The 23,674-nt window shown below is 65.8% G+C and carries 16 protein-coding genes; 13 read left to right on the forward strand and 3 right to left on the reverse strand.

The window, feature by feature from the left end; all coding sequences use genetic code 11:
- Positions 1–89: 89 nt before the first annotated feature.
- The 8 genes from rnr (at position 90) to alr (ending at position 8,344) form a co-directional block, all read left to right on the forward strand.
- Entirely contained in the window at positions 90–2,594 is a 2,505-nt protein-coding gene (gene rnr / locus ACF8C6_RS09940; protein WP_392499122.1) for a ribonuclease R, read from the forward strand.
- A complete protein-coding gene (gene rlmB, locus ACF8C6_RS09945; RefSeq protein WP_392499123.1) occupies positions 2,591–3,343 on the forward strand; it encodes a 23S rRNA (guanosine(2251)-2'-O)-methyltransferase RlmB in 753 nt (250 codons plus the stop codon). The genes rnr and rlmB overlap by 4 nt, the downstream gene beginning before the upstream one ends.
- Before the next feature lie 216 nt (positions 3,344–3,559).
- The gene (rpsF, locus tag ACF8C6_RS09950; RefSeq protein ID WP_277690595.1) at positions 3,560–3,976 is read left to right on the forward strand and encodes a 30S ribosomal protein S6; all 417 of its coding nucleotides are present in this window, start codon (positions 3,560–3,562) and stop codon (positions 3,974–3,976) included.
- Positions 3,977–4,004: 28 nt separating this feature from the next.
- Positions 4,005–4,235: a 30S ribosomal protein S18 gene (gene rpsR, locus ACF8C6_RS09955; RefSeq protein ID WP_043310391.1), complete on the forward strand. Its 231-nt coding sequence runs from the start codon at positions 4,005–4,007 to the stop codon at positions 4,233–4,235.
- 36 nt (positions 4,236–4,271) lie between these two features.
- Positions 4,272–5,165, forward strand: coding sequence for a hypothetical protein (locus tag ACF8C6_RS09960; protein ID WP_392499124.1), 894 nt, complete (start codon positions 4,272–4,274; stop codon positions 5,163–5,165).
- A gap of 21 nt (positions 5,166–5,186) precedes the next feature.
- The gene (gene rplI, locus ACF8C6_RS09965) at positions 5,187–5,633 is read left to right on the forward strand and encodes a 50S ribosomal protein L9 (protein WP_277690593.1); all 447 of its coding nucleotides are present in this window, start codon (positions 5,187–5,189) and stop codon (positions 5,631–5,633) included.
- Between the two features lie 153 nt (positions 5,634–5,786).
- A complete protein-coding gene (dnaB, locus tag ACF8C6_RS09970) occupies positions 5,787–7,181 on the forward strand; it encodes a replicative DNA helicase (protein WP_277690592.1) in 1,395 nt (464 codons plus the stop codon).
- An 83-nt stretch (positions 7,182–7,264) separates the two neighbouring features.
- Positions 7,265–8,344 (forward strand): alanine racemase, encoded by a 1,080-nt coding sequence (alr, locus tag ACF8C6_RS09975; RefSeq protein ID WP_392499125.1) that lies wholly within the window; start codon positions 7,265–7,267, stop codon positions 8,342–8,344.
- A gap of 5 nt (positions 8,345–8,349) precedes the next feature.
- Here alr and ACF8C6_RS09980 read toward each other — a convergent pair whose 3' ends face one another.
- Positions 8,350–10,197: a diguanylate cyclase domain-containing protein gene (locus ACF8C6_RS09980; RefSeq protein ID WP_392499126.1), complete on the reverse strand. Its 1,848-nt coding sequence runs from the start codon at positions 10,195–10,197 to the stop codon at positions 8,350–8,352.
- A 253-nt stretch (positions 10,198–10,450) separates the two neighbouring features.
- Between ACF8C6_RS09980 and ACF8C6_RS09985 the strand changes: the two genes are divergently transcribed.
- The 4 genes from ACF8C6_RS09985 to ACF8C6_RS10000 all read left to right on the forward strand — a co-directional run bounded on the left by ACF8C6_RS09985 (position 10,451) and on the right by ACF8C6_RS10000 (position 19,871).
- Entirely contained in the window at positions 10,451–12,751 is a 2,301-nt protein-coding gene (locus tag ACF8C6_RS09985; protein WP_392499127.1) for a YgiQ family radical SAM protein, read from the forward strand.
- A 285-nt stretch (positions 12,752–13,036) separates the two neighbouring features.
- Positions 13,037–16,351 (forward strand): DUF2126 domain-containing protein, encoded by a 3,315-nt coding sequence (locus tag ACF8C6_RS09990; RefSeq protein WP_392499129.1) that lies wholly within the window; start codon positions 13,037–13,039, stop codon positions 16,349–16,351.
- A gap of 113 nt (positions 16,352–16,464) precedes the next feature.
- Positions 16,465–18,957, forward strand: a complete 2,493-nt coding sequence (locus tag ACF8C6_RS09995) for a circularly permuted type 2 ATP-grasp protein (protein ID WP_392499130.1) — start codon at positions 16,465–16,467, stop codon at positions 18,955–18,957.
- Entirely contained in the window at positions 18,954–19,871 is a 918-nt protein-coding gene (locus ACF8C6_RS10000) for a transglutaminase N-terminal domain-containing protein (RefSeq protein ID WP_392499131.1), read from the forward strand. The genes ACF8C6_RS09995 and ACF8C6_RS10000 overlap by 4 nt, the downstream gene beginning before the upstream one ends.
- A 97-nt stretch (positions 19,872–19,968) precedes the next feature.
- Here the strand turns inward: ACF8C6_RS10000 and ACF8C6_RS10005 are convergent, their stop codons facing one another.
- Positions 19,969–21,204: an NAD(P)/FAD-dependent oxidoreductase gene (locus ACF8C6_RS10005; protein WP_392499132.1), complete on the reverse strand. Its 1,236-nt coding sequence runs from the start codon at positions 21,202–21,204 to the stop codon at positions 19,969–19,971.
- A 108-nt stretch (positions 21,205–21,312) separates the two neighbouring features.
- On the opposite strand from ACF8C6_RS10005, the gene ACF8C6_RS10010 reads away from it, so the two are divergent.
- Complete coding sequence (locus ACF8C6_RS10010; protein ID WP_392499133.1) at positions 21,313–22,446, forward strand: aminotransferase class V-fold PLP-dependent enzyme; 1,134 nt, start codon at positions 21,313–21,315, stop codon at positions 22,444–22,446.
- Positions 22,447–22,456: 10 nt separating this feature from the next.
- Here ACF8C6_RS10010 and ampC read toward each other — a convergent pair whose 3' ends face one another.
- A complete protein-coding gene (gene ampC, locus ACF8C6_RS10015; RefSeq protein WP_392499134.1) occupies positions 22,457–23,620 on the reverse strand; it encodes a class C beta-lactamase in 1,164 nt (387 codons plus the stop codon).
- Positions 23,621–23,674 lie beyond the last annotated feature (54 nt).

Raw genomic sequence — 23,674 nt, forward strand, 5'->3', positions numbered from 1 at the left:
ATTATTGTCGCGGGAAAAGCTGACCCCCGGTGCCGTTTCGCGCTTCAATAGACAGAAGGCAAACTTATGCATACAGGTATTTTCATTTAATGGCCGATTGGCAATCCCTCGATCCCGAGGCCGCCCGCGAGGCGGAAAAGTACGAAAACCCCATTCCCAGCCGTGAGCTGATTCTCCAGCATCTGTCCGAGCGCGGTTCGCCTGCCGCTCGTGAAGAGCTAGTGGAAGAGTTCGGGCTGACCACCGACGAGCAGCTCGAAGCGCTGCGTCGTCGCCTGCGCGCCATGGAGCGTGATGGCCAGCTTATCTATACGCGTCGCGGCACCTATGCTCCGGTGGACAAGCTCGACCTGATCCGTGGTCGTATCAGCGGCCATCGCGATGGTTTTGGCTTCCTGATTCCGGATGACGGCAGCGACGACCTGTTCCTCAGCCCTGCGCAGATGCGTCTGGTGTTCGATGGCGACCGTGCCCTGGCACGGGTTTCCGGCCTGGATCGCCGTGGTCGTCGTGAAGGCGCCCTGGTCGAGGTGATCGAGCGGGCTCACGAAACCATCGTTGGGCGCTATTTCGAGGAGGCCGGTATCGGCTTCGTCGAGGCGGACAACCCGAAGATCCAGCAGGAAGTGCTGGTCACCCCCGGGCGTACCGCGGGCGCCAAGGTCGGTCAGTTCGTCGAGATCAGGATTACGCACTGGCCCACTGCACGCTTCCAGCCGCAGGGCGATATCGTCGAAGTGATCGGCAACTACATGGCCCCGGGTATGGAAATCGACGTGGCCCTGCGCAGCTATGACATCCCGCATGTCTGGCCCGAGGCTGTCATTAAAGAAGCGCGCAAGCTCAAGCCGCAGGTGGAAGAGAAGGACAAGGAAAACCGCGTCGACCTGCGCCACCTGCCGTTCGTCACCATCGATGGCGAGGATGCCCGCGACTTCGACGATGCTGTGTATTGCGAGAAGAACAGCAGCCGCTGGAAGCTGTTCTCCGGCGGCTGGAAACTCTACGTTGCCATTGCTGACGTGTCGCACTACGTCAAGGTCGGCTCGGCGCTGGATGAAGAGGCGCAGAAGCGTGGCAACTCGGTGTATTTCCCCGAGCGCGTTGTGCCGATGCTGCCGGAAGAGCTGTCCAATGGACTGTGCTCGCTGAACCCGCATGTCGACCGCCTGGCCATGGTTTGCGAAATGAGCATGTCCAAGTCTGGCGAGCTGGTTGACTACCAGTTCTACGAGGCAGTCATTCACTCCCATGCGCGTCTGACCTACAACAAGGTCAGTTATATGCTGGAGCAGCCGAAGAGTAGCGAAGGCAAGTCGCTGCGCGAGGAATATAAAGAGGTGCTGCCGCACCTCAAGCAGCTCTATTCGCTGTACCAGGTGCTGCTGGCGGCGCGTCATGAGCGCGGCGCCATCGATTTCGAGACCCAGGAGACCCGCATTGTCTTCGGCACTGATCGCAAGATCGACGAGATCCGCCCGACCCAGCGCAACGACGCACACAAGCTGATCGAGGAGTGCATGCTGGCGGCCAACGTGGCCACTGCGCGCTTCATGCAGGATCACTCCATTCCCTCGCTGTACCGGGTGCACGACGGCCCGCCGGCCGAGCGGGTGGAGAAGCTCAAGGCGTTCCTCGGCGAGCTGGGGCTGGCTTTGCACAAGGGCAAGGAAGGGCCGAAGCCGAAGGACTACCAGAAGCTGCTGGCCAGCATTCAGGAGCGTCCGGACTTCCAGCTGATCCAGACCGTAATGCTGCGCTCCTTGAGTCAGGCGGTGTACAGCGCCGACAACAACGGCCACTTCGGGCTCAACTACGAGGCCTACACCCACTTTACTTCGCCAATCCGCCGCTATCCGGATCTCCTGGTGCATCGCGCCATTCGCAGTGTGATTCGCTCCAAGCGCGAGACCAAGCATGTGCAGCGCGCCGGTGCGGCGAGCATGCCCAAGGCGCGCATCTACCCGTACGACGAGGCGGCGCTGGAGCAGCTGGGAGAGCAATGCTCGATGACCGAGCGGCGTGCCGACGAGGCGACCCGCGACGTGGTCAACTGGCTCAAGTGCGAGTTCATGCAGGATCGCGTCGGCGAGATCTTCGAAGGCGTCATCACCGCAGCGACCGGCTTCGGTATCTTCGTCGAGCTGAAGGATATCTATGTCGAAGGCCTGGTGCATGTCACCGCGTTGCCCGCCGACTACTACCACTTTGATCCGGTGCACCATCGCTTGGCCGGCGAACGCAGCGGGCGCAGTTTCCGTCTGGGCGACAGCGTGGCGGTCAAGGTCATGCGCGTCGACCTGGATGAGCGCAAGATCGACTTCGAACTGGCTGAGGGTAAGGCCGAGTCGCGTGCGAAGTCAGGGCCGTCGGGGCGCAAGTCTGGGGCTGAGGCGCCTGGCATGGGCAATACCGACGTGCAGAAGAGTCGCGATGTGAAAAAAGCCCTGCTCGACGGTGCGAAAAAAGGTGGTGGTAAACCCGCCGGCGGCAAGAGTGGTGCTGCAGGCAAGGCCTCCAGTCATCGCAAGGGGGCGCCCAAGACCGAGAAGCCGGCCACGGGCAAACCGAGCAAGCGCAAGGCCAAGCGATGAGCCAGCTGGAAAAGGTTTACGGCGTCCATGCCGTCGAGGCGCTGCTGCGCCATCATCCCAAGCGGGTCAAGCAGTTGTGGCTGGCCGAGAGTCGTAGCGCGCCGCGGGTGCAGGCGCTGCTGGAGCTGGCTGCTCAGCAGCGGGTGCCGGTAGGGCAGAAGGAGCGTCAGGAGCTGGACGAGTGGGCTGAGGGCGTGCACCAGGGCGTGGTTGCCGAAGTCAGTCCCAGCCAGGTCTGGGGTGAGAACATGCTCGACGAGTTGCTCGAGCGTGGCGAAGGCCCGGCGCTATTGCTGGTGCTGGACGGCGTGACCGATCCGCACAATCTGGGCGCCTGTCTGCGCACGGCTGACGCGGCCGGTGCTCAGGCAGTGATCGTGCCCAAGGACAAGTCGGCGACGCTCAATGCCACCGTGCGCAAGGTGGCCTGCGGTGCCGCCGAGGTCATCCCGCTGGTGGCGGTAACCAACCTGGCGCGCACCCTGGAGAAGCTGCAGAAAAAGGGGCTGTGGGTGGTCGGCACGGCTGGCGAGGTCGAACAGGAGCTCTACCAGCTGGATATGACCGGGCCTACTGTGCTGGTCATGGGCGCCGAGGGCAAGGGCATGCGCCGCCTGACGCGCGAGCACTGCGATTATCTGGTGAAGCTGCCCATGAGCGGCAGCGTCAGCAGCCTCAATGTCTCGGTTGCCACCGGCGTGTGCCTGTTCGAGGCCGTGCGCCAGCGCCAGGCCGCGCGCAAGGCGTAGGCTTGATGGGCGTCGCCTGGCGCTTGTTGAGCGGTCTCGCGGATTGTTCAAATAATCACCAGTTCACCTTGCGTGTGGCGGGGGGCTTCTCTAGAATGTCGCCCCTTGCCGCCGTGGCAGGCGCTTTTGCGCCTTCACTTCGGCAAGTCAGAACGAGTCATTCACTCCTTGCCTGACCACCTTTTGTTGGCAGGCTACAACCCGTAAGGAGCATTCATGCGTCATTACGAAATCATCTTTCTGGTTCACCCGGACCAGAGCGAGCAAGTCGGCGGCATGGTTGAGCGTTACACCAAGCTGATCGAAGAAGACGGCGGCAAAATCCACCGTCTGGAAGACTGGGGCCGTCGTCAGCTGGCCTATGCCATCAACAACGTTCACAAGGCTCACTACGTGATGCTGAACGTTGAGTGCAGCGGCAAAGCCCTGGCCGAGCTGGAAGACAACTTCCGCTACAACGACGCAGTAATCCGTAACCTGATCATCCGTCGCGACGAAGCCGTTACCGGTCAGTCCGAGATGCTCAAGGCCGAAGAAAACCGCAGCGAGCGCCGCGAGCGCCGTGAGCGCGTTGAAACCGAATCCGCCGAAGGCGAAGACGGTGACAACAGCGACAACAACGCTGACGAGTAATCCACGGATCTATTGAGGAGCCACATTCATGGCACGTTTCTTCCGTCGTCGTAAATTCTGCCGTTTCACCGCTGAAGGCGTGAAAGAGATCGACTTCAAAGATCTCAACACCCTGAAAGCCTACGTTTCCGAAACCGGCAAGATCGTTCCTAGCCGTATCACCGGTACCAAGGCCAAGTACCAGCGTCAGCTGGCTGTCGCTATCAAGCGCGCCCGCTACCTGGCCCTGCTGCCCTACACCGACAGCCACGGCCGTTGAGAACAGAGTGTCGACTAGTTGTAAGGGATAGATCGCATGCGCGCCTTGGCTGAGTTCATCATGCGCGGCCGCATGCAGGCCACCCTGGTGGTGGTCGGTTCTGCGGCATTGCCGCTGTTGTTCTGGTTGAGTGCCGCCGCCAGTAGCCTGGTGCTGCTGCGGCGGGGGCCAAGAGATGCTGTAGGCATTCTGGCTTGGGCGGTGTTACCGGCTTTGGGCTGGTGGCACTTCGGTGATCCGCGCGTCCTTCTGGTGATGCTCGGTACGCTGAGCCTGGCGCTGTTGTTGCGCGCCGGGTGGTCCTGGGTTCGCGTGCTGCTGGCCAGTATCGCGCTAGGCCTGGTGTATGGCGTGACGTTGGGCGCGGTGTTTAGCCAACCCATCAACGAACTGGCGGCCGAGCTGCACAAGCTGATGCCGCAGATGTTCGATGGGGTCTACCAAAAGATGTCGGTAGACGAGCAGACCCGCCTGCAGGCGCTGGTTGCCCCGGTACTCACCGGACTGATGGCTGCGTTGCTGCAGATCGTCAGCCTGCTTTGCCTGATGCTTGGGCGTTACTGGCAGGCGGCGTTGTACAACCCGGGTGGTTTCGGGCTTGAGTTTCGAGCCTTGCGACTGCCGCCGGCCCTGGCCTTCGGCCTGTTGGCGGTTATTGTTCTGGGCCCCAATCTGGGGCTGGAGCTGGCCATGCTGACGCCGCTGTGCAGTGTGCCGCTGGTGTTTGCCGGGGTTGCTCTGCTGCATGGCTTGGCCGCTTCCGGGCGACTGGGCCGGTTCTGGCTGGTGGGGTTGTACGTGTCGCTGCTGCTGTTTTTGCAGCTGATTTATCCGTTACTGGTGGTCTTGGCCATCGTCGACAGTCTGATTGATTTTCGCGGCCGCCGTGCGCGCAACAACGGCGCCGGGCCTGCGAACGGTGAAGGTTAAAAGTTAAGAGGTAAGACCCAAATGGAAGTCATCCTGCTGGAAAAAATCGCCAACCTGGGCAACCTGGGCGACAAAGTGAACGTCAAGTCCGGCTACGGCCGTAACTACCTGCTGCCGCAGGGCAAGGCCACCGCTGCTACCGCCGAGAACGTTGCTGCGTTCGAAGCTCGCCGCGCTGAGCTGGAAGCCGCTGCTGCCGCCAAGAAAGCTTCCGCCGAAGCCCGTGCCGCTCAACTGGCCGAGCTGGAAGTCACCATCACTGCTGTTGCTGGTGACGAAGGCAAGCTGTTCGGTTCCATCGGTACTCACGACATCGCTGACGCCCTGACCGCCTCCGGCGTTGAAGTGGCCAAGGCTGAAGTGCGCCTGCCGAACGGCACCATTCGCCAGGTAGGCGAGTTCGACGTTGCACTGCACCTGCATACCGACGTCGAAGCCACCGTTAAGGTGATCGTGGTCGCTGCCTAATTTGGGCTGCTACCCGTGGGCTTGCATGAAAATGCCTGCCTGCTGACAATCGGGCACTCACTGCGTCAGTGGTGAGTGCCCGTTGTTTTTTCAGAGCCTTTGGCAAAGATGCACTTTGCCAAAGCCTCTGTGTTTTCCGGAATTACAGGTGCCATGAACGATATCAGTGTCCCCCAGCAGTACGATCTGGAAACCGCAGCCCTCAAGGTGCCGCCGCATTCCATCGAGGCCGAACAGGCCGTGCTCGGCGGCCTGATGCTGGACAACAACGCCTGGGAGCGCGTCTCCGATGCAGTGTCCGACGGCGACTTCTACCGCCATGACCACCGCCTGATCTTCCGCGCCATCTTCACCCTGGCCGAGCGCAACTCGCCGTTCGACGTGGTGACCCTGTCCGAGCAGCTGGACAAGGAAGGCCATCTGAGCCAGGTCGGCGGCCTCGGCTACCTCGGCGAGCTGGCCAAGAACACCCCGTCGGTGGCCAACATCAAGGCCTACGCGCAGATCATCCGCGAGCGCGCCACCCTGCGTCAGCTGATCGGCATCAGCAACGACATCGCCGACATGGCCTACGCGCCGCAGGGCAAGAGCGCGGTGGAAGTACTCGACGAGGCCGAACGGCAGATCTTCCAGATCGCCGAGGCGCGGCCCAAGGCCGGCGGTCCGGTGGGGATCAACGAGATCCTGGTCAAGACCATCGACCGCATCGACGAGCTGTTCAACACCAACGAAGGCCTGACCGGTATTTCCACCGGCTTCACCGACCTGGATGGTATGACCAGCGGTCTGCAGCCGGCCGACCTGGTGATCGTCGCCGGCCGTCCGTCGATGGGTAAGACCACCTTCGCCATGAACCTGGTGGAAAACGCCGTGCTGCGCACCGAGAAGGTGGTGCTGGTGTTCTCCCTGGAAATGCCCAGCGACTCGATCGTGATGCGTATGCTGTCGTCCCTTGGCCGCATCGATCAGACCAAGGTGCGTTCGGGCAAGCTGGACGACGACGACTGGCCGCGCCTGACCTCGGCGGTCAACCTGCTCAACGAGCGCAAGCTGTTCATTGACGATACCGCCGGTATCTCGCCGACCGAGATGCGTGCCCGCGCCCGTCGCCTGGCCCGCGAGCACGGCGAGATCGCCATGATCATGGTCGACTACCTGCAGCTGATGCGCATCCCGGGCTCCAGTGGCGACAACCGCACCAACGAGATTTCCGAAATCTCGCGCTCGCTCAAGGCACTGGCCAAGGAGTTCAACTGCCCGGTGATCGCCCTGTCGCAGCTCAACCGCTCGCTGGAACAGCGCCCCAACAAGCGCCCGGTCAACTCCGACCTGCGTGAATCCGGGGCGATCGAGCAGGACGCCGACATCATCATGTTCGTCTACCGGGACGAGGTGTATCACCCGGAGACCGAGTACAAGGGTGTGGCCGAGATCATCATCGGCAAGCAGCGTAACGGCCCCATCGGCACCTGCCGTTTGGCCTTCATCGGCAAGTACACGCGCTTCGACAACCTGGCGCCGGGTATGTACAACTTCGAAGAGGACTGACGCCTCGCGAGGCTGATCAGGCTCAATGAAAACGGGCGCCCAACGGTTAAGATGGGCGCCCGTTCTGTTTTCGGAAGCTTGCCATGCGCCCCCTCGTCGCCACCATCGATCTGGCCGCCATCGTCCACAACTACCGGCTGGCCAAGCGCTGTGCGCCGGGGCGCCAGGCGTTCGCGGTGGTCAAGGCCAATGCCTACGGCCATGGTGTGCGCGAAGTGGTCAGCGCCCTGCATGACGAGGCAGATGGCTTTGCTGTCGCCAGCCTGGAAGAGGCCGCCGAAGTGCGGGCGATGCACGGCGAGGCGCGCATCCTGCTGCTGGAGGGTTGCTTCGCCGCCGCCGAGTTGCCGATGGCCGCGCATCTGGGCCTGGATCTGGTCATCCAGGGTGCCGAGCAGGCCGAGGCGCTGCTCGCCGCCGAGCTGCCGCGGGCGCTGAATGTCTGGCTCAAGCTGGATTCCGGCATGCATCGCCTGGGTCTTGCCGCAGACGCTGTGCGCCAGCTGTTTCCGCGCCTGCGCGGCTGCGCCCGGGTGGCCGAGCTGAACCTGCTGAGCCACTTCGCCTGCGCCGACGAGCGCGGCCACTCGCTGACCGAGGTGCAGCTGGAGTCTTTCCTCGACTTGCTCGATCTCGACTTCGATCAGCGCAGTCTGGCCAATTCGGCGGCGCTGCTGATGATTCCGGCGGCACATATGGACTGGCTGCGTCCCGGCATCATGCTCTACGGCGCTTCGCCTTTCGCCGATCTGAGCGCGGCCGAGCTGGGCCTGCGCCCGGTGATGAGCCTGACCGCTGAGCTTATTGCCGTGCGCGAGGTCGCCACGGGTGAGAGCGTCGGCTATGGCGCCAGCTGGGTCGCCGAGCGGCCCTCGCGTATCGGCACGGTGAGCTGCGGCTACGCCGACGGCTATCCGCGCCATGCGCCAAACGGCACTCCGCTGTGGATCGGCGGGCGGCGCATGCCGCTGGCCGGGCGGGTGTCGATGGACATGCTCACGGTTGATCTCAGTGACCTGCCCGAGGCGGTGGTCGGTGATGCGGTAGAGCTGTGGGGGGCCAACCTACCGGTCGACGAGGTGGCGCGCGCTGCCGGCACTATTGGCTACGAGCTGCTGACCAAGGTCACCGCGCGGGTGCCGCGGCGTTACCTCTCAGGCTAGCCGCTCTAGCTCAAGCCGCTAGGCACCTTGAGCACGTCGAGCATCAGGCTGGCTTGCGGGCTCAGCTCACCATCGCAGCCCTGCAGTACGAAGCCCGAGCGACCCTTCTGCTTGGCGCGGTACATGGCCTCGTCGGCGGCCTTGTACAAGCCGCTGAACTGTTGCGCATGCTGCGGATAGAGCGCCCCGCCGATGCTAATGGTCACCGCCAGGCGGTTGGCGCCATACATCACCGGCTTGGCCAATTCGGCGAGCAGGCGCTCGGCGATCTCCTGGGCGTGGCGCTCGGCTTCCGCGCCGCAGACCAGCACGGCGAACTCGTCACCGCCCAGGCGCGCCACCATGTCGTTGACCCGCACGTGCTCGCGCAGGCGCTGGCCGATGGTGCGCAGCAACAGGTCGCCGGCATCGTGGCCGTAGCGGTCGTTGATGGGTTTGAAGTGGTCGAGGTCGACCAGCATCAGGGCGACCGACTCGTTGCGCCGCTGGGCGTCGGCCAGGGCCGTTTCGGCGCGCTCGACCAGGTAGCGGCGGTTGGGCAGCTCAGTGAGCGGATCATGGAAGGCGGCGAACTGCAGCAGTTGCTCGCGTTCGCTCAACTGCCGATTGGCCTCGGCCAGTTCGGCGGTGCGCAGGCGTACGGCTTCCTGCAGCTCTTCGGCACTGCTCTGCATCTGCGCGATGCGTGCGGTCTTCTCGCGGTCGGCCTGGAGGATGGCCGTGGCTTTCTCCTGCTTGAGCATCTGGATGCGGTAGGCCAGGGCGAAGGAGAACAGAATCGACTCCGCAGCCACCGCCAGGGGGAACACATAGGCGTTCCAGGTGGCCGGTTGCACCAGGCCGGTGGAGCGCATCAGTGCCAGGCTGATGCTGCCGAGAATCAGGCCATAGCCGCAGAGGTAGAGCAGGGCGGGGAAGTAGCCCTGGCGCCAGCGAATCAGCGCCGAGCCGAGGGCTGCCGGAATGCTGGTCAGCGACAGCAGGGCGATCAGCCAGGCGGCCAGACCACGCTGCCCGAAGGCTTCCAGAGTGATGGCGATCACGTAGCAGACGCAGGCGAAGGTCAGCAGATGGTGGGCCCAGCGCACATGCTGGCGTGTCTGCAGCAGGGTCTGGGTGAAGCGGCAGGCGCCGAAGCCCCACAGCGAGGGGAGGGTGATGCGGTCCAGCCAGAACGGCACCGGGTGATTGGGCCACAGGTACTGGAAACCGTGGCCGCTCATGCTGACGATCATCAGCAGGGCGCCGGCGGTGGTCAGCACGTACCAGAAGTAGGCCTTGTCACGCAGGCTGAAGAAGATAAACAGGTTGTACAGCAGCAGCGCGGCGATGATGCCGTAGATCAGGCCCAGGCCGAGGTTTTCCTGGATGGCCAGGTGGTCGAGGTCTTCCAGTTGCCAGGCCCTGAGCGGGAAAGAGTTGCCGGCCGGGTCATGGCTGCGCAGGTAGAAGGTCTGCGGCGTTTCTCCTAGGGGCGGCAGTTGCAGCACGATGCGCCGGTATTCATGGTCGCGGCCGTCGGCAAAGCTGACGCGCTGGCCGGACTGGCGTAGCGTCCAGCCCCCCTGGCCGTCAGGGCTGTAGAGCTGCAGGTCGAGCTGGGTTACCGCACCGTTTTCCAGCCACCACTGCGCCGGCGCATCGGCGCTGCGTTGCAACTGCAGTTTGATCCACCAGGGGTTGGGGTTCTGCCCGACGCTGGCGCGGCCGCTGGCTGGTGCGAAGCGCTGCTGCACGGCCGGATCGGCCATGTCGGTGATGCTGAGTGTGCCGCCAACGTCTTCGAGCAGTTCGATCTGCCCGTTCAGTTCCAGGCCGCTGCTGTCGCCTTGCAGCGTTATAGGCGCGGCCATGGCCCGGCCGCTCGCGAGGGCCAGGCAGAGCAACAACAGCAGTCCTTGCAGAAGATTGCACCGCAAAATTCGGGCTCCTAATGGCCAATAGGCGGGGAACTGGCAATCAGGTTGGAGTATAGGCATAACTCGGCCTGTGATCACAAACTGATATCACCGCTGCGGCAGCCACATGACGCTGGCTGGCGCAGCGGTCTGTATGTTTTTTGTGCTATATTCCGCGCCCCCTGTGAATCCCTGTTGATCAAAAAATATGCAAGCCGCCAAGCCGCTGTTCGACTATCCCAAATATTGGGCCGAGTGTTTCGGGCCTGCACCCTTCCTGCCGATGAGCCGGGAAGAGATGGATCAGCTTGGCTGGGATTCCTGCGACATCATCATCGTCACCGGTGACGCTTATGTGGATCACCCGTCCTTCGGTATGGCCATCATCGGTCGCCTGCTGGAGGCCCAGGGCTTTCGCGTCGGCATCATCGCGCAGCCGGACTGGCGCTCGAAAGACGACTTCATGAAGCTCGGCGAGCCGAACCTGTTCTTCGGTGTTGCCGCCGGCAACATGGACTCGATGATCAACCGCTACACCGCGGACAAGAAGATCCGCAGCGACGACGCTTATACCCCCGGCGGCGTCGCCGGCAAGCGCCCGGACCGCGCCAGCCTGGTCTACAGCCAGCGCTGCAAGGAGGCCTACAGCCATGTGCCGGTGATTCTCGGCGGCATCGAGGCCTCGCTGCGGCGCATCGCCCACTACGACTACTGGCAGGACAAGGTACGCCGCTCGATCCTGATGGACGCGACCGCCGACATCCTTCTATATGGCAATGCCGAGCGAGCGGTGGTCGAGATCGCCCAGCGCCTGGCCTTCGGCGAGAAGATCGAGGCCATCACCGATGTGCGCGGCACGGCCTTTATACGCCGCGACACGCCGGAAGGCTGGTTCGAGGTGGACTCCACCCGCATCGACCGTCCGGGCCGGGTCGACAAGATCATCAACCCCTATGTGAACACCCAGGACACCGCCGCCTGCGCCATCGAGCAGGAAAAGGGCGCGCCGGTCGAGGATGCCAACGAGGCCAAGGTCATCGAGTTGCTGCCCAGCCCGAAGATGACCCGTGACAAGACGGTGATCCGCCTGCCGTCCTTCGAGAAGGTGCGCAACGACCCGGTGCTCTATGCCCACGCCAACCGCGTGCTGCACTTGGAAACCAACCCGGGCAACGCCCGCGCGCTGGTGCAGAAGCACGGCGATGTCGACGTCTGGTTCACCCCGCCGCCGATTCCCATGACCACCGAGGAAATGGACTACGTGTTCGGCATGCCCTACGCGCGGGTGCCGCACCCGGCCTATGGCAAGGAGAAGATCCCGGCCTACGAGATGATCCGTTTCTCGGTGAACATCATGCGCGGCTGCTTCGGCGGCTGCACCTTCTGCTCGATCACCGAGCACGAGGGCCGGATCATCCAGAACCGCTCCCACGACTCGATCATCCGCGAGATCGAGGAGATGCGTGACAAGGTGCCGGGCTTCACCGGCGTGGTCTCCGACCTCGGCGGGCCGACCGCCAACATGTACCGCATCGCCTGCAAGGACCCGGAAATCGAGAAGCACTGCCGCAAGCCGTCCTGCGTGTTCCCCGGCATCTGCGAGAACCTCAATACCGACCACTCGTCCTTGATCGAGCTGTACCGCAAGGCCCGCGCGCTGCCGGGTGTGAAGAAGATTCTGATCGCCTCCGGCCTGCGCTACGACCTGGCCGTGGAATCGCCGGAGTACGTCAAGGAGCTGGTCACCCACCACGTCGGCGGCTACCTGAAGATCGCCCCGGAGCACACCGAGCGCGGCCCGCTGGACAAGATGATGAAGCCGGGCATCGGCAGCTACGACCGCTTCAAGCAGATGTTCGAGAAGTTCTCGAAGGAAGCGGGCAAGGAGCAGTACCTGATTCCGTACTTCATCGCCGCGCATCCGGGCACCACCGACGAGGACATGATGAACCTCGCCCTGTGGCTCAAGCGCAACGGTTTCCGCGCCGACCAGGTGCAGGCCTTCTACCCGTCGCCGATGGCCACCGCCACCGCCATGTACCACTCGGGCAAGAACCCGCTGCGCAAGGTCACCTACAAGTCGGACGGCGTGACCATCGTCAAGAGCGAGCAGCAGCGCCGCCTGCACAAGGCCTTCCTGCGTTACCACGACCCCAAGGGCTGGCCGCTGCTGCGTGAGGCGCTGGAGCGCATGGGCCGCAGCGATCTGATCGGCAACGGCAAGCACCACCTGATCCCGACCTACCAGCCGCAGACCGACGAGTACCAGAGCGCCCGGCGCAAGAACTCGACGCCGGCCGGCAGCAAGAAGGCCGGCGCCCAGGGCAAGACGGTGGGCAGGATCCTCACCCAGCACACCGGCCTGCCACCGCGCGGCAGCGACGGCAGCAAGGCGTGGGACAAGCGCGAACAGGCCAAGGCCGCCGCCGAGGCCCGGCGCAAGGCGGAAAAGGCCGGTGCCGGCAAGGGCGGCAAGAAGCCCGGCAAGCGCCCGGTGGCGCCGCGTTAACAGATTCATGGTTCGTAGGGCGTAGGTTGGGTTGAGGCGCAAAGCGCCGAAGCCCAACGAGCGAACCCCAAGGCGACTATTCCGCCAGCTCGTTCGCTTGTTGGGCTTCGCTACGCTCAACCCAACCTACGCCCGGCGCCTTTTCCGTGCGCCGTTTCCAGGCGCACTGTGCGGCTGCCTTATTTTGGTGCTTAGCCTTCCCGCGCAGCCTGTGAAATCGTGAAATTGCCGCTGGCATAACTCTTGCGCTGCCCAGGTATCGCCCTGGCTCGCAGGAGGCACGCCGTGTCGATTCATGTCGCACTGCAGCACGTCACGCACTATCGCTACGACCGTCCGATCAACCTCGGCCCGCAGGTGGTTCGCCTGCGCCCGGCGCCGCACAGCCGCACGCGCATCCTTTCCTATGCGCTGCAGGTCGAGCCGGGCGAACACTTCGTCAACTGGCAGCAGGACCCCCAGGGCAACTACCTGGCGCGCCTGGTGTTCCCGGACAAGACCGAGCAGCTCAAGGTCTGCGTCGACCTGGTTGCCGAGATGGCAGTGTTCAACCCCTTCGACTTCTTCCTCGAACCGCATGCCGAGAAGATCCCCTTCGCCTATGGCCAGGATGAGCAGCGCGAGCTGGCGCCCTACCTGGCGACGCTGAAGGGTGGCCCGCTGTTCGCCGATTACCTGGCCAAGGTCGAGCGTACGCCGACGCCCAGCGTCGACTTCCTGGTGGCGCTCAACCAGCGCGTGGCCAGCGACGTGCGCTACCTGATTCGCCTGGAACCGGGCGTGCAGAGCCCCGAGCAAACCCTTGAACTGGGCTCCGGCTCCTGCCGCGACTCGGCCTGGTTGCTGGTGCAGCTGCTGCGTCACCTGGGGCTGGCGGCGCGGTTCGTTTCCGGCTACCTGATCCAGCTCACGGCCGACCAGAAGTCGCTGGACGGCCCCAGTGGCACCGACGTGGATTTCACCGACCTGCATGCCTGGTGCGAGGTCTACCTGCCCGGCGCCGGCTGGATCGGCCTCGATCCCACCAGTGGTCTGTTCGCCGGCGAAGGCCATATTCCTCTCGCCTGCAGCCCGGAGCCGTCCTCGGCGGCGCCGATCAGCGGCCTGCTCGACGAGTGCGAATGCGAGTTCGAGCACGAGATGCGCGTCGAGCGCATCTGGGAGGCACCGCGGGTCACCAAGCCCTACAGCGACGAACAGTGGCAGGACATCCTCGCCGTCGGCCGCCAGGTCGATGCCGAGCTGGCCTATGGCGACGTGCGCCTGACCATGGGTGGCGAACCGACCTTCGTCGCCCTCGACTACCCGGACGACCCCGAGTGGAACACCGATGCCATGGGGCCGAACAAGCGGCGCCTGGCCAGCGAGCTGTTCCACCGCCTGCGCGAGCATTACGCACCGCAGGCGCTGGTGCACTTTGGCCAGGGCAAGTGGTACCCGGGCGAGCAGCTGCCCCGCTGGTCGCTGAACTGCTTCTGGCGCAAGGATGGCGAGCCGATCTGGCAGGACGCCGCCCTGTACGCCGACGAAACCCGTTACTACGGCGCCGATGCTCGCCTCGCCGCCCGCTTTCTGCACAACCTGGCCGGACGCCTGGGGCTGGAGGCCGAACACGTGTTTCCGGCCTACGAGGACTGGCTCTACTACCTGTGGCGCGAGCGCCGCCTGCCGGCCAACGTCAGCCCGAGCGATCCGCGCCTGGCCGACCCGCTGGAGCGTGAGCGCCTGCGCAAGGTGTTCTGCCGTGGCCTGGGCGAGGTGGTCGGGCAGGTGCTGCCGCTGATGCGCAGCGCCGATGATTCCAGCTGGCTGACCGGCCCCTGGTTCCTGCGCGACGAACACTGCCGGCTGATTCCCGGCGACTCGCCGCTGGGCTATCGTCTGCCGCTGGATTCGCAACCCTGGGTCGGCGAGCTGGACTACCCCTACGTCACCCCGCAGGACCCGCACCAGAGCTTCCCGCCGCTGCCCAGCCGGCAGAGCATCCAGCAGCAGCTGCGCACGCCGCTGCACCCGGGCAATGGCCACGGCAAGGCGCTGGCCGAGGGCGAGGGGCCGCAGGCGCCGGGGCTGTTCGAGTCGGCCAGCGGCATCGTGCGTACCGCGCTGTGTGCCGAGCCGCGTGACGGTCGCCTGTACCTGTTCATGCCGCCCCTGAATCGGCTGGATGACTACCTGGAGCTGGTCGCCGCCATCGAGGCCACCGCCCGCGAACTGCGCTGCCCGGTGCTGCTGGAAGGCTACGAGCCGCCGCAGGACCCGCGCCTGACCCACTTCCGCGTCACCCCGGACCCGGGTGTGATCGAGGTGAACATCCACCCGGCCAGCAGCTGGGATGAGCTGGTCGAGCGCACCGAGTTTCTCTACGAAGCAGCACGCCAGTGCCGCCTGTCCAGCGAGAAGTTCATGCTCGACGGCCGCCACACCGGCACCGGCGGCGGCAATCACTTCGTCCTCGGTGGCGCCACCGCCGCCGAGTCGCCCTTCCTGCGTCGGCCCGATCTGCTGCGCAGCCTGATCAGCTACTGGCACAACCACCCGTCGCTGTCCTACCTGTTCAGCGGCCTGTTTATCGGCCCGACCTCGCAGGCCCCGCGCGTGGACGAGGCGCGCAACGATGCCCTCTACGAGCTGGAGATCGCCTTCGCGCAGATGCCCGAGCCGGGCCGCGAATGCCCGCCCTGGCTGGTCGACCGCCTGCTGCGTCACCTGCTGGTGGATGTGACTGGCAATACCCACCGCGCCGAGTTCTGCATCGACAAGCTGTACTCGCCGGATTCTTCCAGCGGCCGCCTCGGCCTGCTCGAACTGCGCGCCTTCGAGATGCCGCCGCACGCGCGCATGAGCCTGGCCCAGCAGCTGTTGCTGCGCGCGCTGGTGGCGCGCTTCTGGAACGAGCCGTATCGCCCGCGGCGCCTAGCGCGTTGGGGGACCGAACTGCACGACCGCTTCCTGCTGCCGCATTTCGTCGAGCAGGACTTCGCCGACGTGATCTTCGAACTCAACGGCGCCGGCTATCCGCTGCGCGCCGAATGGTTCGCCCCGCACCTGGAGTTCCGCTTCCCCAAGATCGGCGATTACGCGGTCAGTGGCATCGACCTGGAGCTGCGCCAGGCTCTCGAGCCCTGGCACGTGCTGGGCGAGGAGGGCGCCATTGGCGGCACGGTGCGCTATGTCGATTCGTCGCTGGAACGGGTGCAGGTCAAACTCAGCGGCCTGGCGCCGGATCGCTACCAGCTCACCTGCAACGGCGCGCCGGTGCCGCTGCGGCCCACCGGCACCGTGGGCGAGTTCGTCGGCGGCGTGCGCTACCGCGCCTGGCAGCCAGCCAGTTGCCTGCAGCCGACCATCGGCGTGCAGGCACCGCTGGTTTTTGATCTGGTCGACACCTGGATGCAACGCTCCCTCGGCGGCTGCCAGTACCATGTAGCCCATCCTGGTGGGCGCAATTTTGAGGCGCTACCGGTCAATGCCTATGCTGCGGAGAGCCGGCGCCTTGCGCGCTTCTTCCGTCACGGGCATAGCCCGGGCGAACTGACAGTGGCTGAAGCCATCCACAATAATGAACTGCCCATGACCCTGGACCTGCGCCGCGTCTAGCTCCCTCTCCCGCTTGCGGGAGAGGGTTGGGGAGAGGGGCGGACTGCTGCCCTTTCCCTCGGCCCCTCTCCCATAAATGGGCGAGGGGAGTGCTGCGCCCCATCGAGCCTGCCATGCCTAACCTGCTTGCCGACTACCCGCGCCCAAGCGCGGCCTACCACGAACTGCTCGATGCCCAGGGCCAGGTCCGTCCGTACTGGCGCCGCCTGTTCGAACACCTGCAGCGCAGCAGCCCGGCGCTGCTGCAACAGCGTCAGGCTCTGCTGGAGCGGCAGATCCAGGAAAACGGCGTGACCTACAACGTCTATGCCGACCCGGATGGCGCCGATCGCCCCTGGGAGCTGGACCTGTTGCCCAACCTGATTCCCGCCGAGGAGTGGCAGCAGATCGCCGCCGGCGTGGCCCAGCGTGCCGGCCTGCTGAATGCCGTGCTCGCCGACCTGTACGGCCCGCAGCAGCTGCTCGCCGACGGCCTGCTGCCGGCCGAACTGGTGTTCGGCCACGACAATTTCCTCTGGCCGTGCCAGGGCATCCAGCCGCCGGGCGGTACCTTTCTGCACCTGTACGCCGTCGACCTGGCCCGCGCGCCGGACGGGCGCTGGTGGGTCACTGCCGACCGCACCCAGGCGCCCTCCGGCGCCGGCTACGCCCTGGAGAACCGGCAGATCCTCTCGCGCGCCTTTCCCGAACTGTACCGCGACCTGCGTGTGCAGTACCTGGCCGGCTTCTTCCGCACCCTGCAGGACACCCTGGCGCGCCAGGCACCGGCAGACGGCGAGACGCCGCTGGTGGTGTTGCTGACCCCGGGGCGCTTCAACGAAAGCTACTTCGAGCACCTGTACCTGGCGCGCCAGCTCGGCTATCCGCTGGTCGAGGGCAGCGACCTCACCGTGCGCGACGCCAAGCTCTACCTCAAGACCCTGGCCGGCCTGCGCCGGGTGCACGCGGTGCTGCGCCGCCTGGACGATGACTACTGTGATCCGCTGGAGCTGCGCACCGACTCGGCCCTCGGCGTGCCCGGCCTGCTCGATGCGGTGCGCCAGGGCAATGTGCTGGTCGCCAATGCCCTCGGCAGCGGCGTGCTGGAGTCCCCGGGGTTGCCGGGTTTCCTGCCCGGCATCGCCGAGAAGCTGCTGGGCGAAGAGTTGCTGCTGCCGTCCATCGCCAGCTGGTGGTGCGGCGAGCCGCCGGTGCTCGACGAGGCGCTGGAAAAGCTCGACGAGCTGCTGGTGCGCCCGGCTTTTCCGTCGCAGAGCTTCGTCCCGGTGTTTGGCCGCGACCTCGATGCAGCCGGCCGAGCGGCGCTGGCCGAGCGCATCCGCGCAAGGCCTTATGCCTATGTCGCCCAGGCCCGTGCCCAGCTGTCGCAGGCGCCGGTGTGGCAGGGCGCCACGACCGGCCTGGCGCCGCGTGCCATCGGCATGCGCGTGTTCGCCGTGGCCAGTGCCGACGGCTACCGCGTGCTGCCCGGCGGCCTGACCCGGGTGGCCGCCGATGCCGACGCCGAGGTGGTGTCGATGCAGCGCGGCGGGGCGAGCAAGGACACCTGGGTGCTCGGCGAGCGCAACCCCGGCGGTGAGCCCTGGCAGTGGCTGCGTCCGCTCGGCGTGGCCGACCTGGTACGTAGCGACCCCTACCTGCCGTCGCGGGTGGTGGAAAACCTGTTCTGGTTCGGCCGTTATTCCGAGCGCTGCGAAGACAGTGCGCGCCTGCTGCGCATCATGCTGGGCCGCTATATCGACGACGATGACGATCCGCAGGCGCTGCAGGCGGCCCTCAGCCTGGCCGAAGGCCTGGGCCTGCTGCCCGACGCCGGTCACGGCAGCCTGGAGCAGCGCCTGTTCGACGCTACCCTCGGCGCCAACTGGCCGGCCAGCCTGCGCGGCTGTCTGCAGAGTCTGCAATGGGCCGCCGGCAGCGTGCGCGGCAAGCTGTCCCAGGCCAACTGGCAGGAGTTGCTGGAGCTGCAGCGCGAGGCGCAGGAGCTGGACGGCCAGGACGCCGACCTGGGCGAGCTGCTGGAGTATCTCAGCCGCCTGCAGATGTCGATGGCGGCGCTGTCCGGTTTCGCCCTCGATGACATGACCCGTGACGACGGCTGGCGCTTTCTCATGATCGGTCGCTGCATCGAGCGCCTGCAGTTTCTCTGCGACAGCCTGGCCAGCTTCCTGCGCAGCCGCGCGGTGCAGGACCAGTCGGCGCTGGAGTGGCTGCTGGAGCTGGGTAACAGCAGCATCACCTACCGCACCCGCTACCTGGCCAGCGCCCAGCTGATCCCGGTGCTCGACCTGCTGTTGCTCGATGCGCAGAACCCGCACGCGGTGATCTTCCAGCTGCGCCAGCTGCAGCACTCGCTGGCGCGCCTGGGCGACGCCTATGACCTGGTGGCCGACCATCGCCTGGGCGAGCTGGAGCAGCGACTGGTGGCCTTGCGTCTGGAAAACCTCGAAGGCAACCTGTTCGGCCCGGCTGGCGTGCGCGCCGTGCTGGGCGGGCTGGCCGAGCTGCTGGAACAGATTTCCGCCGCTGCTGGCGAAGTCTCCGACCGCCTGGCCCTGCGCTTTTTCGTCCACGTCGATGCCAGCCGCAGGACCCAATCGCTATGAGCCGCAGCGCCCACTACCAGGTGCTCCACGACACCCACTACCGCTACACCGAGCCGGTGTCGCTGGCCCAGCAGCAGGCCCATCTGTGGCCGCGCGAGTGTCCCTGGCAGCGCTGTCTGGACCGTCACCTCACCGTCACACCGCAGCCCTGCCACCGCCATGACGACCAGGATGCCTTCGGCAATCCACTGACCCGACTGGCCTTCGAGCGCCCGCACCAGCAGCTGCGGGTGATTGCCAGCCTGCGCGTGGAGGTGCTGGCCCGCGACAACTTCGAACTGGTCGATTCACCGGCCTGGGAGCGTGTGGTCAGCGCTCTTGGTTATTCCGGCCAGTCATTGTCTGCCGAGCTGCTGGAGGCGGCGCGCTATCGCTACCAGTCGCCCTACGTGCACCTGAAGAGTCGCTTCGCCGCCTACGCCGCCGACTGCTTCACCCCGGGCCGCCCGCTGCTGGAGGCGGCCGATGCGCTGATGCAGAAGATCTTTCGCGAGTTCACCTTCGATGCCAGCGCCACCCAGGTGGCGACGCCGCTGCTCCAGGTGCTGGAGGAGCGCCGCGGCGTGTGCCAGGACTTCGCCCACCTGATGCTCGCCTGCCTGCGCTCGCTGGGCCTGTCGGCGCGCTATATCAGCGGCTATCTGCTGACCCAGCCGCCGCCCGGCCAGCCCCGCCTGATCGGCGCCGACGCCTCGCATGCCTGGATCTCGCTGTACTGCCCACAACAGGGCTGGGTGGATTTCGACCCGACCAACAACCTGCGCCCGAACCTGGAACACATCACCCTCGGCTGGGGCCGCGACTTCTCCGACGTTTCACCCCTGCGCGGGGTGATCCTCGGCGGCGGCGAACACGATCCGGAGGTGCGGGTGACGGTGATGCCGTTGGAGGCGCCGTTACCGGCGGCGGGGTGAAGTGCACTCCTCTCCCACATGCGGGAGAGGGGACGTCAGCCCGTAGCCCGGATGCAATCCGGGGCCGGAGTCGCCTGCTTCCCGGATTGCATCCGGGCTACCTTTTGAGCCACGCCAGCGCGCCGAGTCCGGCCGCGCGCCCGCTGGCGAAGCAGGCGGTCAGCAGGTAGCCGCCGGTGGGGGCTTCCCAGTCGAGCATTTCGCCGGCGCAGAAGGTGCCGGGCAGGGCGTGGAGCATCAGCTGCTTGTCCAGCGCTTCGAACGGCACGCCGCCGGCGCTGGAGATGGCTTCGTCCAGCGGACGGGGGCGCAACAGTTCGATGGGCAGGGCCTTGATCGCGTGGGCGAGGCGAGCCATGTCGGCGAAGTCCTCGGCACGGGTCAGCTCGCGCAGCAGTGCGGCCTTGGCACCGTCGAGGCCGAGTTGGCGGTGCAGGTGCTTGGCCATCGACGCCGAGCCGCGCGGCTTGCTGAGCAGCGCCGCGACTTTATCCAACGTCCTGTCCGGTTGTAGATCCAGATAAACCCGCGCCTGGCCGTGCTGCTCGATGCGCTTGCGGATGGCGGCGGACAGCGCATAGACCAGGCTGCCCTCCACGCCATGCTCGGTCAGCACGAACTCGCCACGCCGTGGCGCCTTGTCGTCCAGCGCCAGGGTGACGTTCTTCAGCGGCGCGCCGGCGAACTTGCCGCGCAGGTGCTCGCTCCAGCCGGCCACTTCGAAGCCGCAGTTGGCCGGTCGCAGCTTGGATACCTCGACCCCGCGCTGCTCCAGCAACGGCACCCAGGCGCCATCCGAACCGAGCCGTGCCCAGCTGCCGCCGCCCAGGGCCAGCACGCAGGCGTCGGCCTTGAGCAACCGCTCGCCATCGGAGGTGGCAATACGCAGCGCACCGGAGTCATGCCAGCCCAGCCAGCGGCTGCGCGTGTGGATCGTTACGCCCGCCTCGCGCAGGCGTTTGAGCCAGGCGCGCAGCAGCGGCGCGGCCTTCATATCGGTGGGGAACACCCGTCCCGAGGTGCCGACAAAGGTGTCGATGCCCAGGCCGTGAATCCATATGCGCAGGGCCTCGGCGTCGAAGTCCTGCAGGAGCTTGGCGATCTCGCCTTCGCGCTCGCGGTAACGGGCGAGAAACGGCGCCTTGGCCTCGGAGTGGGTGATGTTCATACCGCCGACCCCGGCCAGGAGAAACTTGCGTCCCACCGAGGGCATGGCGTCGAACAGCTCGACCCGCGCGCCGCCGGCCGCCAGCACTTCGGCGGCCATCAGCCCGGCGGGGCCGCCGCCGATAACGGCGACGAGGGGAGTGGGGCGGGCGTTGGAGTCGGTCATGGCGTGTGTGGCTGGGCGGCGGAAGGCGCCATTCTACCCGCCAGCCTTGTCATCTGCGCGGGCTTAGGGCAGGGTCGTCGCACATTCCTCCAGTGACGAGATTGCGCTATGTCCGGCCTCTATCCCAGCGTCGACCCCGAAGGTCTGATCGAGTACTCGGTGGTCTACACCGACCGTTCCCTCAACCATATGTCGCAGTCCTTCCAGGGCGTGATGCGGGACATTTCCAGAACCCTGAAGCGGGTCTACAACGCCCACGCCGTGGCCGTGGTGCCGGGCAGCGGCACCTTCGGCATGGAAGCGGTGGCGCGCCAGCTGGCGACCGGGCAGAAGACCCTGGTGATCCGTAACGGCTGGTTCAGCTACCGCTGGACGCAGATCTTCGAGATGGGCCAGATTCCCGCTGCCTCCACCGTGCTCAAGGCGCGCCCGGTCAGTGTTGAGCCGCAAGCGGCCTTCGCTCCGGCGCCGCTGGACGAGGTGCTGGCGACCATCGCCGCCGAGAAGCCGCAGGTGGTGTTCGCCCCGCATGTGGAAACCGCCTCGGGCATGCTCCTGCCGGACGATTACCTGCGCGCCGTGGCCGATGCCGTGCACGCGGTGGGTGGCCTGTTCGTGCTCGACTGCATCGCCTCCGGCACCCTCTGGGTGGACATGCAGGCGTGCGGCGTCGACGTGCTGATCAGTGCGCCGCAGAAGGGCTGGAGCGCCTCGCCGTGCTGCGCCCTGGTGATGCTCAGCGAAGCCGCCCAGGCGCGCGTCGAGGCGACCCAGAGCAGCAGCTTCGCCTGCGACCTGAAGAAGTGGCTGCAGATCATGCAGGCCTACGAACAGGGCGGCCACGCCTACCACGCGACCATGCCCAGCGATGCGCTGGCGCGTTTCCGCGACGCGATGCAGGAGGCCGAGGCCAATGGCTTCGCCACCGTCTGCGAGCAGCAGCGCGAGCTGGGCCGCCGCGTGCGCGCACTGCTGGCGGCCAAGGGCTTCAAGAGCGTCGCCGCCGAAGGCTTCGAGGCGCCGGGCGTGGTGGTCTGCTACACCGACGACGCGCAGATCAAGAACGGCAGCAAGTTCACCGCCCAGGGCCTGCAGACCGCCGCTGGCGTGCCGCTGCAGTGCGACGAGCCGGCCGATTTCCAGACTTTCCGCGTCGGTCTGTTCGGCCTGGACAAGCTGGGCAATGTCGAGCGCACCGTGGCCACGCTGGAGCAGGCGCTGGACAAGGTTCTGGCGGACTAGCCGGCTCAGCTCACCTCGTGCCCGGGGGCACGGTGAGCGCGTTCAGCAAGCTGTAGGCGGCCTGGATTCTGGCGGCGTTTGGGTAGTTCTTGTTGGCCAGCAGAACCAGGCCCAGCTGTTGGCTGGGGATAAATACCGCATAGGCGCCAAAGCCGCCGGTCGAGCCGGTCTTGTTGAACAGGCTGTCGCGGGTCGCTTGCTCGGGGGGGAGCAGGCGGCTGGCTGGCTGTGGCTCCAGGGCCATGGCTGGCGAGTTGCCGGCTTGCAGGCGCTCCAGGCTGATCGGGTAGGGATAGCGTTCCCAACCGAGCCCCTGGGTCATTTCGCCGACCCGGTAGTAGCCGGTTTGCGTGGTAGCGATGGCGCGCTGCAGCACCGGGCTCAGGTGGCTCGGGTCGAGGTTGGCCTGAACGAAACGCAGCATATCCCTGGCGCTGGTTTTCACCCCGTAGGCTTCGGCATCGAGCATGCCTGGAGTGACCCGCAGCGGATGACTGTACTGGTTATAGCCATAGGCATAGTCGGCCATGCGGGCGTCTGGTACCTGGACGTAGCTGTTCGACATGGCCAAGGCCGGGAAAAGCCGTTGTTCCATCAGCTTCGCGAAGGGCTGATCCAGGCTCCTGGCGGTGAGCAACCCCAGCAGGCCGATGCTGGGGTTGGAGTAGCGCCGGTAGCTGCCGGGCCGATGAGCAGGCTGCCATTGACGGTAGTAGGCCAGCAGGCTGGCCGGGTCGCGTACCGGGTCGGGAAACTGCAGCGGCAGGCCGGCGGCCGTGTAGGTTCCGAGGTCCAGCAGGCTGGCCTGTCCCAATGGGCTACCACGCAGGGCCGGCCAGTGCTGCTCGGCGCTGTCGGCAAGGTTCAGGTTGCCGCTGGCCTGGGCCAGGCCGGCGAGGGTGGCTGTCAGGGGTTTGCTCAGCGAGCCAATCTCGAACAGGGTATCGCTGCTGACGCGCTGCTGGTCGTCCAGGCGCGCCAGGCCATAGTTGAAGTAGTGGGCCTGGCCGTGGAGGCTGATCGCCACGGCCATGCCAGCGATATCGTATGCCTGCATCAATGGCGCGATGTTGGCGTCTACCAGGTGTTGCAGCTCCTGTTGCGTAGGCATGGCGGCAAGGCTCGGTGGCGTGACCAGCGTCAGGGTGCTCAGCAGAAAGAGCTTGGTGCGCATAGGGGGGGATCTTCCGGGATTCTTCTGTCGACCGATGGGACAGTCTGCGCGACG

It is taken from the genome of Pseudomonas sp. zbq_18 (assembly GCF_043102245.1).
Classification (GTDB): Bacteria; Pseudomonadota; Gammaproteobacteria; order Pseudomonadales; family Pseudomonadaceae; genus Aquipseudomonas.